The organism is Methylobacterium mesophilicum SR1.6/6 (assembly GCF_000364445.2).
Taxonomy (GTDB): domain Bacteria; phylum Pseudomonadota; class Alphaproteobacteria; order Rhizobiales; family Beijerinckiaceae; genus Methylobacterium; species Methylobacterium mesophilicum_A.
In genome coordinates, this window is record NZ_CP043538.1 from 1,591,714 (window position 1) to 1,605,140 (window position 13,427).

Consider the following 13,427-nt stretch of genomic DNA (forward strand, 5'->3'; position numbering starts at 1 on the left):
GATGACACTCGAGACCGCCACGGCCCTCTCCTCCTCGGAGCAGAAGACGGCCCGCACAGGGCTGATCGAGGCGGCGGCCGACATCGTCACCGGACAGGGTGGCCCGGGCGGCTTCGTGCGGGATCTCTTCGGACGCGTCACGCCGGAGGATCTCGCCGCCTATGAGGCCGGGTCTCTGGCCGATCTCGCCGCACGGGCGCGGGCGTTCCTGTCCGAGCCGCGCCGGCCGGGCGATCCTGCCCGTATGCGCCTGAGCGAGGGCGCGCTGGTGCGCGATGGCCGGCCGCGCGAGTTGACCATCCTCGAAGTCATCAACGACAACCGGCCGTTTCTCCTCGACTCCACGCTGGCGGAGCTGACCGAGCAGGGTCTGTCCCCGCACCTCGTCGCCCACCCGATCCTCGGCGTCGAGCGGGATGGCGCGGGCGCCCTCAGCCGCGTGGTCGGGGAGACCACCGCCGATGCCCACGGCAGCCTCGCGCGCGAGAGCTTCATCCACATCCATCTCGACCGCCTGTCGCCGGAGGCCGGCGAGCGTCTGCTCGACGCCCTCACGGCGGTCTATCGGGATGTCGCTCTCGCCAGCGACGACCACGACGCCATGCTGGCGCGCCTCACCGATCTGGCGGCGAACCTCGGACGGTCACCCACGCCGATGCCTGAGGGCGAGACCGAAGAGGCGCGCGCCTTCCTCGAATGGCTCAAGGACGGCCAGTTCCTGCTCCTCGGGATGCAGCAGCACGGGATCGACGGAGAGGCGCATCCCCTGATCGAGGGCTCGAGCCTCGGCGTCCTTCGCGATCCCGGCGCGACGCCCCTGCGCCGGGGCCGGACCCCGGTGGACTACACGCCGGAGATCCTCGCCTTCCTGGAAGAGCCGCAGCCGCTCATCATCACCAAAGCGAGCGTGAAGTCCCGCGTCCACCGCTCGGCCTATCTCGATTACGTCGGCGTCAAGCTGTTCTCCGGCCTCGGCAAGCTGTCGGGCGAGGTGCGAATCGTCGGCCTCTTCACCGCCTCGGCCTACACGAGCCCCGCCCGCGAGGTGCCCGTCCTGCGCCGGAAGGTGGACGCCGTGGTCCAGCGCGCCGGCCTCGACCCGACGAGCCACGCCGGGCGGAGTCTCCTGGCCGTGCTGGAGGGCTACCCGCGCGACGAGCTTTTCCAGATCGACGGCGAGCGGCTCTACCGGTTCACCCTGGCGATCGCGGCGCTGGCCGACCGGCCGCGGGTGCGCGTGCTGTCGCGGCCGGACCGGTTCGGCCGCTTCGTCTCGCTTCTCGTCTACGTCCCGAAGGACCGCTACGATTCCGCGATGCGAGGCCGGATCGGCGCCTATCTCGCGGAGCGCTACGGCGGCCGGCTCAGCGCCGCCTACCCCGATTACCCGGAAGGGCCCCTCGCCCGCATCCACTACATCATCGGCCTGCCGGACGAGGGTAGCCGGGAGCAGGATCCGGCCTCCCTGGAGGCCGGGATCGCGTCCCTGGTCCGGACCTGGGGCGACGCGCTGCGGGCGGCCCTCGCCGATACCCAGGGTGGCGACCGGGCCCGCCTTCTGGCCTCCCGCTACGCCGACGCCTTCTCGGTCGCCTACCGGGATAACTTCCAGCCCGAGGTCGCCGTCGACGACGTGGCGATCCTCGAAGGCCTCGGCGAGGCCCAGCCGCGCGCCGTGCATCTCGGGCGACGGGCGAGCGATCCGCCCGCGCAGGTGCGCCTGAAGGTGTTTTCACGGGGCACGGCCCTGGCCCTGTCGGACCGGGTGCCCGGACTCGAGAACCTCGGCTTCCGGGTGCTCAATGAGCGTACCTACCGCATCGCGTCGGCGGGCGCGGACGAGACCGCCCGGGTCTGGCTACACGACATGCTGATCGAGCGCGCCACTGGCGGCGCGATCGAGCTGGACCGGCTGGAGCGGCCCCTGGAAGCCGCGATGCTCGCCATCGCGGATGGTGCCGCCGAGTCGGACGGCTACAACCGCCTCGTTCTGGAGGCTGCCCTCCCCTGGCGGGAGGCGGCGCTCCTCCGGGCGCTCGGCCGCTACCTGCGCCAGCTTCGCATCCGCTACGGGCAGGACTACCTCGCCGGCACCCTGAGCCGGCACGCTGGCATCGCCCAGGCGATCGTCGCGCTGTTCCGCGCGCGGTTCGACCCGGCCCAGGCCGGCGACCGGGCCGCCGCCGAGGCGGAGATCCGCGCCGGCATCGAGGGAGCACTCGCCGAGGTCACCAGCCTCGACGACGACCGGATCCTGCGCCGCTTCGTCAACCTGGTCGAGGCGGCGGTGCGGACGAACTTCTTCCAGACCGGTGCCGACGGGAACCCGCGGGAGACGATCAGCTTCAAGTTCGCCTGCGCGAAGGTGGCGGCGATGCCGCTGCCGCGGCCCTTCTTCGAGATCTTCGTATATTCTCCCCGGGTCGAAGGCGTGCATCTGCGCTTCGGCTACGTTGCCCGCGGCGGCCTGCGCTGGTCCGACCGGCCGGAGGATTTCCGCACCGAGATCCTCGGCCTCGTGAAGGCCCAGCAGGTGAAGAACGCCGTGATCGTGCCGGTTGGCGCCAAGGGCGGCTTCTTCCCCAAGCGCCTGCCGCCGGCCTCCGACAGGGCCGCCTGGATGCAGGAGGGGACGGAGAGCTACCGGATCTTCATCCGCACCCTGTTGGAACTCACCGACAACATCGTCGACAACGCCATCGTGCCGCCACCCGACACGGTGCGTCACGACCCGGACGACGCCTATCTGGTGGTCGCCGCCGACAAGGGCACCGCAACCTTCTCGGACATCGCCAACGCCCTCTCCCTGGAGAAGGGACACTGGCTCGGGGACGCCTTCGCGTCGGGCGGCAGCCAGGGATACGACCACAAGGGCATGGGTATCACCGCCCGCGGCGCCTGGGAGGCGGTGCGCCGCCACTTCCTCGAACTCGACGTCGACGTGCAGAGCGACCCGATCACCACGGTCGGCGTCGGCGACATGTCGGGCGACGTCTTCGGCAACGGCATGCTGCTCTCGCAGAGCATCAGGCTGATCGCCGCCTTCGACCACCGGGACATCTTCCTCGATCCGAACCCGGACGCGGCGAAGAGCTTCGCGGAGCGGCGGCGCCTCTTCGACCTCGGGCGCTCCTCCTGGGCTGACTACGACCGCGCGCTGCTCTCGGAGGGCGGCGGCGTCTTCTCCCGCAGCCTTAAGACCGTGCCACTCTCCGGTTCCGTCCGCGCCGCCCTCGGTTTCGATCGCGCTGAGGCGACGCCGACCGAGCTGATGCAGGCGATCCTGAAGGCGCCCGCGGACTTGTTGTGGTTCGGCGGCATCGGCACCTATGTCCGCGCCACCACCGAGACCGATGAGGATGCGGGCGACCGCGCCAACGACTCCGTGCGGATCACCGGGCCTGAGCTGCGCGCCAAGGTTGTCGGCGAGGGCGCCAATCTCGGCCTCACCCAGCGCGGGCGTATCGAGGCGGCCCGCGCCGGCGTCCGGCTCAACACCGACGCCATCGACAATTCCGCAGGCGTGAACACGTCGGATGTCGAGGTCAACATCAAGATCGCCCTGATGACGCCCGAGCGGGATGGCCGGCTGAGCTACGAGGCGCGCAACGCCCTCCTCGCCGCCATGACCGACGAGGTCGGGCGCCTGGTCCTGCGCAACAACGAACTGCAGACGCTCTCCCTCTCGCTCGCCCAGCGCGGCGGCCTCGGCGAGACCGGCTTCGCCATGCGGACCATGCAGGCTCTGGAGGCCGAGGGGCGCCTCGACCGCGCGGTGGAGTTCCTGCCGGACGACGCGGCGCTGCAGGAGCGCATGCGCCGCAACGAAGGTCTGACCCGGCCGGAATACGCGGTGGTGCTCGCCTACGCGAAGCTGTCGCTGCACGACGCCATCCTGGACAGCGCCGTGCCGAACGACCCGTATTTCGACCGGGAGTTGCAGCGCTACTTCCCGAAGGCCCTGCGCGAGCAGTTCCCGGATGCCGTGAAGGGGCACCGCCTGCGCCGCGAGATCATCGCGACGGCGCTCGCCAACATCATCGTCAACCGCGGCGGGCCATCGTTGGTGACCCGCCTCATCGACGGCACCGGCGCCGACGCCGCGACCATCGCCAAGGCCTACGCGGTGACGCGCGACGCGTTCGGCCTGATGGAGCTGAACCTCGCCATCGACGGCGTCGCGGGCCGGATATCCGGCCGGGGGGCAGCTCGGCCTCTACGCGGAGGTGCAGGATCTCCTGAGCAATCGGATCGTCTGGTTCATCCGCAACCTCGACCTGAGCGGCGGCCTTGCCCCGGTGGTCGCCCGCTACCGGGACGGCATCGCTGCCGTCGAGGCTGCGCTCCCGAATGTGCTCGGCGCGGAGGCGCTGGCAACGCTCGGCACCCGCGCCGCGGAGCTGACCGATTTCGGCATGGCGCCCATCCAGGCCCGGCGGCTCGCCTCCCTCACCGCCCTGGTCTCCGCCCCCGACATCGTCCGAGTCGCCGAGGCCAGCGGCCGGCCGGTTGAGGAGGTGGCGGCGACCCATTTCGCCCTGGAGCACGCGTTCCGGCTGGACGACCTCGCCGCGGCGGCGCGGACCGTCCCGGTGGCCGACACGTTCGACCGCGTCGCGCTGGAGCGTGCCGTCGCCGGCATCGCCGCGGCCCATCGCAAGCTCACCGCCGAGGTCGTGGCCGATCTCGGTGCCGGGCCGCAGGCGGTGGAGGCGTGGGCCCGGGCCAGAGGCGCCCCGCTCGCCCGAATCCGCGAGGCGGTGGACGCGATCAGCGCCTCCGGGCTCACCGTATCCAAGGCGACCGTGGCGTCGAGCCTGCTCGGGGATCTGGTTCGGGGCGGCTGACCCCTCAGATGCCGGATGCGGACGTCGACACGATCCCGCGCCCGCTGGGGTTCACCGCCGTCAGGACCAGCCCGAGCCCGACGAGGGACACCATGGCGGCGAGCAGCGGCAGCTGGCCGTAGCCGGCGCCGAGGGTCAGCGCCGAGCCGCCGAGCCAGGCACCGGTGGCGTTGCCCAGGTTGAACGCGCCCTGGTTGAGGGTTGAGGCGAGATTCGGGGCGTCGCTGGCGGCCTCCACCACCCAGATCTGCAGTGGCGAGACCAGGGCGAAGACCAGGGCCGACCATAGGATCAGCACCGCCAGCGTCATGCCGGGCTGGTGCGCGACGGCCGCCAGCACAACCAGCGCCGCGACGATACCCAGGAAGCTCCCGATGATCGTCGCCATCATACCGCGATCGGCGAAGCGGCCGCCCGTGAGGTTGCCGATCGTGAGGCCGGTCCCAGCGGCGAAGAGCGCGCCGGTGACGCCGTGTGGAGAGAGGCCGGTCACGCCGGTCAGGAACGGCGTGATGTAGGTGAAGACCGTGAAGAAACTCACCGACGACAGGGTGGAGATCAGCATCGGCCGCAGCACCGGCCAGCGTCCGAGGGCGCGGAACTCGCTGACGAGCCGCCCGCGCGTTCCGGGCAGGCCGACCGGGACGCAGAGCTGGATCGCCAACGCCGCGGCGAGGCCGATCAGCACGACCGCCCAGAAGGTCGCGCGCCAGCCCGCGACCTGACCGAAGGCGGTCCCGAAGGGCACGCCCAGGACGTTGGCCAGGGTCAGGCCGGCGAACATGAGGGAGACGGCCTGCGTCCGCTTCTCGCGCGGCACCAGATCGCGCGCCACCACCGCCCCGATGCCGAAGAACGCACCGTGCGCGAAGGCGGTCAGGATCCGCGCCGCCATGAGCAGGCCATAGCTTGGAGCCAGCGCGCAGGAGACATTGCCGGCTAGGAAGACGCCCATGAGGGCAAGAAGAGCCGTCTTCCTCGGCAGCCGCGCCGTCGCGATCGCCACGAGCGGCGCGCCGATCACCACGCCCAGGGCGTAACCGGAGACCAGATAGCCGGCTTGCGGGATCGTGACGCCGAAGCTCTGCGCCACCTCCGGCAGAAGCCCCATGATGACGAATTCCGTGGTCCCGATTCCGAAGGAAGCGATGGCCAGGGCAAGGATCGGCAAAGGCGGCACGGCGAGGATTTCCGGCGCGGGGCATGGCTCGATGGTGCAGAGCAGCATGCGCAGGATGGCAGCCGGCGACTGTCTGGATAGCTCGCATGACGCGGCGCACCCTTGCGCGACGCGCAAGGGATGGTGGTCCCACGCGAATCCTGTGTCGGTCACGCACGTGTGCCGTCGGCCGTCGCGGTAGCGCCATCGCCGGCGATGGTTACAGGTTCGGCCCTCGCGGTCGGTAGACGTACGCTGTGCGGGATCAGGCGGCCTCGACGGCCGTCGTTCCCGGATGGCGCCGCGTTGTGCCGAGCACGTTCCTCTACTCGGCTGGAGCCTTCTTGCGGCTGCGAGGCTTGGGCGCGGCTGTCTGCTGCGGTTCGGGCTGCTGTCCGCCCCGATCCTTGCGTCGCTGCTGACCGAGGCCCAGGGCCCGCGCAAGCTCTGAACGCTGCGCCGAGTAACTTGCTGCCGTCATGGGGTAATCGCGGGGCAGGCCCCATTTCTCGCGATACGCCTCGGGTGTGAGCCCGCGGAGCGTGAGATGCCGGCGCAGCGTCTTGTACGGCTTCCCGTCCTCGAAACTTACGAGATGGTCGTGGGTGATGGATTTTCGGATCTGTGCCGGGCTTAACTTCTCAGCCTGTGTATTTGCTGAGCGGCCCACGGTGGAAAGTTGGGATAGCGCGGAATGAACGCCGTTGATCAGCCCGGGAAGATCGGCAGGCGGTACAGAATTATTCGACACGTAGGCCGCGACGATATCGACCGCAAGCTCTATGTGCTCGGCATTCTCGCTCACAACGCTCTCGCTCACGGCCAACCCCCGTCATCGTCATTATACGTACCGATCAATCCCTCACGGATGCGATCGAAGTCTGCTAGATGATAACCGATTCAAAAGCATTTCTCAATCGGACTGCGTCCGTAGAGCGAAGCTCTGAGCGCTGATTGCAAATGCCGCTGAACAGCGTCGTTGACGGGGAATTAACTATGCCGGCGCTAGCCTTCATTAACCATGCCGATGACCAGTTTGGCTGCGGCGAGGCCAGTGAAACCCGGCATCCGGTGCTCGGGATCAAGGCGGAGACCGAGATCAGGTGCGGACGGCGGGGGTTGACCGGCTGGAACGGCAACAGATGCGGCTCGGCGTCGCGGCGCTGGCCTTCGCGCTCGCGACCGTTCCCGCCGCAGCCCAGCGTTTCGACGCGACGAGCCCGGTCACAGGGCAGCCCGACAACCCCGGAACCGGCCAGGATACGGCACCGAACGGCCTCCCGGCGCTGAGGCAGCGCATCCCGGACGGGCTGTCGCGCGACGACGGGCGCGGCTCTCCCGGTGGCGACGCGACCAGCGGCGATCGGACTGGCGGAGACAGCCTGCGGTCACTCCTCTCTCCGGCGATACCCACGCAGGCCCAACCAGGCCTCTCGCAGCTCGATACCCGGGTCACCTCGGGCGGCCAGCGCACCGGCGGAAGCACCACGGCCCCGAGGAACCTCGCGCCGTCCTCGCTGCTGCGGACACGCGCGGCGCCGCCCCGCCGGCTCGGCTCGGCCACCCGCCGGGTGACGCAGCAGATAACCCAAATCCCAAGCCCGGCGCTGCGGCTCACCCCAATCGTCCAGCAGCCCGTGGTCGGCGTCCCGCTCCCCCAGGCCGCGGCGACTCTGCGGCCGATCCTGCCACTCTTCGCGCTCTCCCCAGCCCTCGGCCTGCTGACCCCGGGCTTCATCCTCGGCACGGACCTCGCACGCCCGATTCCCACGGATCCGGCCTACGCGCCGATCGGCTACCAGATCGGCACCTTCACGGTGCTGCCGAGCTTCGCGCAGAGCATCGGCTACGATTCAAATCCCGACCAGACGTCGCGGCAGTTCGAACGGGGGTCGGTGGCGCTCCGCACTGAGGCCGCGGTCGATTTCCAGAGCAACTGGTCGTCCAGCGCCCTGCAGGGCTCGCTGCGCGGGGCCTACCTGGAGACGCCGCAGAACGAGGCCGCCAGCCGTCCCGCCGCGGACGGAACGGTACGCCTGCGCATCGACGCGACCCGGGACCTGCACATCGACGCCGAGGGTCGCTTCCTCGTCGACACGCAGCGCACGTCGAGCCCCAACCTCCAGGCCGCCGCCGGCAATCTCCAGGTCGCCACGGCCACGAGCCGCCCGCTGCTGGCCGTTTACGGCGCCTCCCTCGGCGCCACGCAGACCTTCAACCGGCTCTCCGTCACGCTGCGTGGCTCGGTCGACCGCTCGGAATTCGACAATGCCCGCCTCTCGGACGGGACCATCATCAACCAGGCCGATCGGAACCTGAACCAGTACAGCCTGCAGCTTCGCACAGCCTACGAGGTCAGTCCGGACTTCAGCCCATTCATCGACCTTCTGGGCGACACCCGCGTCTACGACCTGCGCCGGGACATCAATGGCGTACAGCGCGATTCGGACGGGATCGCCGTCGCCCTGGGAGCGAGCTTCGGCCTCGCCCGGACGCTGACGGGCGAGATCTCGGCCGGCATCCAGCACCGTACCTACACCGATGCCACCCTGCGGGACATCAACGCCCCTCTCGTCAACGCCGCGCTGGTCTGGTCCGCGAGCCCGCTCACCACGGTGCGGCTCACCGCGGCGACGGGCGTGACGGAGACCACGATCCCCGGGTCCAGCGGCATCCTCACCGATGTCGCGACCCTCGAGGTCCAGCACGACCTCCTGCGCAACGTCTCGCTCGTCGTCGGCGGCTCGTTCCTCCGGAACGCCTACCAGGGCAGCACGATCCGGGAGAACGGCTTCTCGGCGACCGCGCGCCTCGACTACCATCTGACCCGGTGGCTGACCCTGCGCGGCACCTACATCTTCCAGCAGATCGACAGCACGGTGGCCGGGTCGAGCTTCAGCGAGAACACGTTCCTTCTCGGCGTGCGGGTAAATCCGTAGCCCGATCAGAACCGCTCCACCCAGGGGCGCAGCTCCAGCTCGGATGTCCAGGCGCTGCGGTCCTGGCGCAGCAGGTCGCGGTAGGCGCGGGCGATGGCGTCCGGATCGAGATGGCTGTCGGGGGAGTCCGCCGGCTCGCCGCCGCGCAGCGGATTGCGGATCGCACCGTCGATCACGACGTGCGCCACGTGGATCCCCTGCGGTTGCAACTCGCGAGCGAGGCTCTGCGCCAAACCCCGCAAGGCGAATTTGCCCATCGCGAACGGCGCCGAGTTCGCGAACCCCTTCACGCTCGCCGACGCGCCCGTGAGCAGGATGGCGCCGTGGCGGTGCGGCAGCATGCGGCGCGCCGCAGCCTGCGCCACGAGGAAGGCACCGTAGGCCGAGACCATCAGGGCCTGCGCGACAGCCTCCGGATCCAGGCCGACCACGGGACCGCGCAGCCGCCCGCTGGCATTGTAGACGACCACGTCGGGCGCGCCACCGAGGGCGGGCTCCAGGCGTGCGAACAGGGCTTCGACCTCGCCCGGCCGGCTCGCGTCGCAGGCATGGACCGCAGCGCCCGTCTCGGCGGCCAGCTCCGTGAGCTTGTCGACGTTCCGCGCGGCGAGACCGATCTTGAACCCATCGCCGGCCAGCAGCCGGGCGAGCGACGCGCTCAGGCCCGGACCCGCTCCGACGATCAAGGCGCGGGAATAAGTCGGAATCATCGTGCGATCCTCCGTCACGTCAGACAGAACGCGGATCCGGTAGCCCGGCTCCGGCGCTCAAGGCCGGCGCTGCGCGAAGAAATCCCGCAGGAGCGTCGCCGCCTCCTGCTCGCGGAAGCCGCCGTAGACGTCCGGCGCGTGATGGCAGGTCGCCTGGTTGAAGACGCGCGGCCCATGCTCGACGCCGCCCCCCTTCGGATCGGACGCCGCGTAATAGAGCCGGCGGATCCGCGCGAAGGAGATTGCGCCCGCGCACATCGGACAGGGTTCCAGGGTCACGTAGAGATCGCAGCCGACGAGGCGTTCGGCGCCAAGGGCCGCGCAGGCGGCCCGGATGGCCAGGATCTCCGCGTGCGCGGTCGGGTCCCGCAGGAGCCGTGGCTGGTTGTGGGCGACGGCCAGGACCGACCCGTCCCGCACCACCACGGCGCCCACCGGCACCTCGCCCAGAGCTGCCGCAGCGCGGGCCGCCGCAAATGCCCGGTCGAAGGCCGTGGTTTCGCTCGCGGTTGTGAACGCGGCGCCCGGGATCGGATCTGCTGCCAAGGTGTTCTCACTCCATCGCCGGAGCTGGCGATCGGGGAACGGCGCGCCGTTTAACACAAGGCAATGTTAAGCCCTGGAACATTCGAGCGACCGTTACCGTTTCTTGACCGATCGCGGCGCCGCCGCAGAAACCTTCAGAAGGACATCGCCATGAGCAGCACCACCGACAAGATCAAGGGCGTCGCAAACGAGGCCGTCGGCAAGGCCAAGCAGGGCATCGGCGACGTGACCGGCAATGACAAGATGAAGGCTGACGGTGCCGCTCAGGAGCTGAAGGGCAAGGCCCAGGGTACTGTCGGCGACGCCAAGAGCGCCGTGAAGTCCGCGACCGACAAGATCTGAGCGCCGACGAGAGATCGGAACGGGACCCGCGCGAGCGGGTTCCAATCATGAACCGGCTTGAATAACGCGAGGGTGCCATGATCGGTTGGGCTGTAACGTTTCTCGTCGTCGCGCTGATCGCGGCACTTCTCGGTTTCGGCGGCATCGCCGGCACCGCCATGGAGGCGGCCAAGATCGTTTTCTTCGTGGCCATCGCGCTGTTCCTAATCTCTGCAGTGTTCGGCGTGATGCGGGGACGCTCTCCCAGGCTGTGAAGACGGCCGACAGGTCACACGTCTTCGGGGGGTGGTCCAATGGGCCGCCCCCTTCTCAGTTGTGGCGGCTGCCAGCCTGGATCGGCCTTCGAGCGCGAGGTCGGGACGGCGATGCTCCGCGCCTCGGCGCGCCGTGGACCACGTCGGATCCCGGCGAAGAGCACGTCTCGCCTGTCGTTGGCGGCTCTGGTAAGGCGCCCACATGAGCGATACGCCGAACCACGACCTGCCGGAGGGCCCCGCCCAGCCGGAACCCGAGACGACGCGGCCGGAAAGCTGGGCGCCAAGCACCGATGCGGGCCTCGCCGCCGAACCAGCCGGACGCCCGGTCAAGGGCGGCGCCGGTAAACGCAAGGGTGAGCCGCCGGCGCCGCAGCCGGTCGCCGAGGCCGAATCGACCGGAGACGAACCGGTGGCGACGCCGCCGGGGGAGCGGATCGCCAAGGCGATGGCGCGGGCCGGTGTCGCTTCGCGCCGGGATGCGGAGGCGATGGTCCTCGCCGGCCGGGTCAGCGTGAACGGCGAGACCCTCACCTCACCCGCCCGAAACGTCACCGAGGACGACCGTATCCTCATCGACGGAGCACCGCTGCCGCTTCGAGAGCGCAGCCGACTGTGGATCTTCCACAAGCCGCGCGGCGTGGTCACGACGGCGAAGGATCCCGAGGGCCGGCAGACCGTCTTCGAGATCCTGCCGGACGAGCTTCCCAGGGTGGTGGCCGTGGGACGCCTCGACATCAACACCGAGGGCCTGCTGCTCCTCACCAACGATGGCGGCCTGGCAAAGGTGATCGCCCATCCCGACACGGGCTGGCTGCGCCGCTACCGCGTCCGCGCCCACGGCGATACGGATCAGGCGCAACTCGATAAGCTCGCCAAGGGCGTGACGATCGACGGGATGGAGTACGGTCCCGTGGAGGCCACCCTGGACCGGGTTCAGGGCGACAACGTCTGGCTGACGCTCGGCCTGCGCGAGGGCAAGAACCGCGAGGTCAAGCGGATCCTCGAGCATCTTGGCCTCTCGGTGAACCGCCTGATCCGGCTCTCCTTCGGGCCCTTCCAGCTCGGCGACCTCGAAGTCGGCCTGGTCGAGGAGGTGCGGACGCGCGTCCTCAAGGATCAGCTGGGCAAGAGCCTCGCCGAGCAGGCGGGCGTCGATTTCGAGAGTCCGGTGCGCGAACCGATCACGCCGTTCGGATCGGGCAAGAAAGTTGAGCGAGACGCGCGGACGGCCCAGGCGCCCGCCAGCCGCCGCAATGCCGCGCGGCCGGCGCCGACGCCGCGCGTCTCGACGGGTGGCTCCGGGTCCGGACCGCGCAACGCGGCGTGGCGCGACGAGGAGGCGGTGAAGCCGCGGGGAACGCGCATCCCGCGCCGAGGGGTGGATCCGCGGGCCGCGCAGGCCGCCGCCGCGGAGCGTGGCCGCGAGCGGGTCGGGTCGATCCGGGCCGGCGACCGTCGCGTCGTCGTGGAGCGCCTGTCGGCCACGCCCGTCGAGGCACCGCCGCCCGTGAAGGCGCGGCGCCGGTACGCCGAGGACAGCGCCTCCGAGCGTCCCGCGCGCCGCACGGGTGCCCGACCCGAGCGCGAGACGGTTTCCGGGGGCGAGCGCGGGGCCAGGGAGCGGCCGCAGAGCGAGGCGGCGCGCGCCGGCGCGGGTCCGCGCGCGCAGTCCCGGCGCGATGAGGATCGCGGTCCCAGGCCAGGCGGCCGTCGCGAACGCTCCTTCGAGGGCGGCCCATCGGACGGAGCATCGCGCGGCAAGGGCGGCTTCCGGGCTCCACGCGCAGAGGCCGGCAGGGACGACCCGGCCTTCGATCGCGGGAAGCCCCGCGGCGCCAAACCCGGATTTTCGAAACCCGGGGCGTCCAAGCCCGGCGGCTCCAGACCTGGCGGCTCCAGACCCGGCGGCTTCGCCGGCAAGGGCTCCGGAAACGGGTTCGGCAAGGGCGCGGGCGGTGGTGCGGGTGGCAGGCCCGGCGGTCGACCGGGATCAGCGCCCCGGGGCGGAGCACGGCCGGGTGGCGGATCCAAGCCCGGGGGCGGGCGGCCGCCGCGCGGAGCGCGATGAGGATCGTCGGCGGTGCGTGGCGCGGTCGCAAGCTCGCGACGCCGCATACCGATGCGATCCGGCCGACCTCTGATCGCCTCCGCGAATCGCTCTTCAACGTGCTGGCGCATGCCTACGAGGGGGCCGTAGCCAACGCCCGGGTGCTGGACCTTTTCGCCGGCACCGGAGCCCTGGGGTTCGAAGCGCTGTCCCGGGGCGCCGCCTACGCGCTGCTGGTCGATGAGGGAGCCGAAGCCCGCGCGGTGATTCGTTCGAATATCGAGATGCTCGGTGCCGAGGGGATGACGCGGCTGTTCCGCCGCGACGCGACGCGCCTCGGGCCAGCCGGGACCGCCGGCCGGTTCTCCCTCGTGTTCTGCGATCCGCCGTACCAGCGCGATCTGGCGCCGCGGGCTCTGGCGAGTGCGGCCGCGGGCGATTGGCTCGCCGCGGGTGCCCTCGTGATCGTCGAGGAATCCGAGGTCGTGCGACTGGCGTGGCCGGCGGGCTTCACCGAGCTGGAGCGCCGCGTCTACGGCGACACGGCCGTGGCACTCGCCCGTTTCGCCGGCTGATCGGC

The 13,427-nt window shown here is 70.5% G+C and carries 9 protein-coding genes and 1 pseudogene; 6 read left to right on the forward strand and 4 right to left on the reverse strand.

Annotation, left to right across the window (positions count from 1 at the left end; all coding sequences use genetic code 11):
- Position 1: 1 nt before the first annotated feature.
- A pseudogene (locus MMSR116_RS07430) lies at positions 2-4,847 on the forward strand (NAD-glutamate dehydrogenase).
- A gap of 4 nt (positions 4,848-4,851) precedes the next feature.
- On the opposite strand, the gene MMSR116_RS07435 reads toward MMSR116_RS07430, so the two are convergent.
- Both MMSR116_RS07435 and MMSR116_RS07440 read right to left on the reverse strand, forming a co-directional pair.
- Positions 4,852-6,027: an MFS transporter gene (locus MMSR116_RS07435; RefSeq protein WP_010683541.1), complete on the reverse strand. Its 1,176-nt coding sequence runs from the start codon at positions 6,025-6,027 to the stop codon at positions 4,852-4,854.
- A gap of 304 nt (positions 6,028-6,331) precedes the next feature.
- A complete protein-coding gene (locus tag MMSR116_RS07440) occupies positions 6,332-6,826 on the reverse strand; it encodes a MucR family transcriptional regulator (protein ID WP_083920210.1) in 495 nt (164 codons plus the stop codon).
- 322 nt (positions 6,827-7,148) lie between these two features.
- Between MMSR116_RS07440 and MMSR116_RS07445 the strand changes: the two genes are divergently transcribed.
- Positions 7,149-8,945: an outer membrane beta-barrel protein gene (locus MMSR116_RS07445; RefSeq protein WP_010683543.1), complete on the forward strand. Its 1,797-nt coding sequence runs from the start codon at positions 7,149-7,151 to the stop codon at positions 8,943-8,945.
- A gap of 5 nt (positions 8,946-8,950) precedes the next feature.
- On the opposite strand, the gene MMSR116_RS07450 is transcribed toward MMSR116_RS07445, so the two are convergent.
- Positions 8,951-9,655 (reverse strand): SDR family oxidoreductase, encoded by a 705-nt coding sequence (locus tag MMSR116_RS07450; RefSeq protein WP_010683544.1) that lies wholly within the window; start codon positions 9,653-9,655, stop codon positions 8,951-8,953.
- 57 nt (positions 9,656-9,712) lie between these two features.
- Positions 9,713-10,201 carry a deaminase gene (locus MMSR116_RS07455; protein WP_010683545.1) on the reverse strand — a complete coding sequence of 163 codons (489 nt, stop codon included), beginning with the start codon at positions 10,199-10,201 and terminating at the stop codon, positions 9,713-9,715.
- A 150-nt stretch (positions 10,202-10,351) separates the two neighbouring features.
- Between MMSR116_RS07455 and MMSR116_RS07460 the strand changes: the two genes are divergently transcribed.
- The 4 genes from MMSR116_RS07460 to rsmD all read left to right on the forward strand — a co-directional run bounded on the left by MMSR116_RS07460 (position 10,352) and on the right by rsmD (position 13,422).
- Positions 10,352-10,543, forward strand: a complete 192-nt coding sequence (locus MMSR116_RS07460) for a CsbD family protein (RefSeq protein WP_010683546.1) — start codon at positions 10,352-10,354, stop codon at positions 10,541-10,543.
- A 77-nt stretch (positions 10,544-10,620) separates the two neighbouring features.
- Positions 10,621-10,797 carry a DUF1328 domain-containing protein gene (locus MMSR116_RS07465; RefSeq protein ID WP_010683547.1) on the forward strand — a complete coding sequence of 59 codons (177 nt, stop codon included), beginning with the start codon at positions 10,621-10,623 and terminating at the stop codon, positions 10,795-10,797.
- Between the two features lie 202 nt (positions 10,798-10,999).
- Positions 11,000-12,868, forward strand: coding sequence for a pseudouridine synthase (locus tag MMSR116_RS07470; protein ID WP_010683548.1), 1,869 nt, complete (start codon positions 11,000-11,002; stop codon positions 12,866-12,868).
- Positions 12,865-13,422, forward strand: a complete 558-nt coding sequence (rsmD, locus tag MMSR116_RS07475) for a 16S rRNA (guanine(966)-N(2))-methyltransferase RsmD (protein ID WP_010683549.1) — start codon at positions 12,865-12,867, stop codon at positions 13,420-13,422. The genes MMSR116_RS07470 and rsmD overlap by 4 nt, the downstream gene beginning before the upstream one ends.
- The last annotated feature ends 5 nt before the right edge of the window (positions 13,423-13,427 follow it).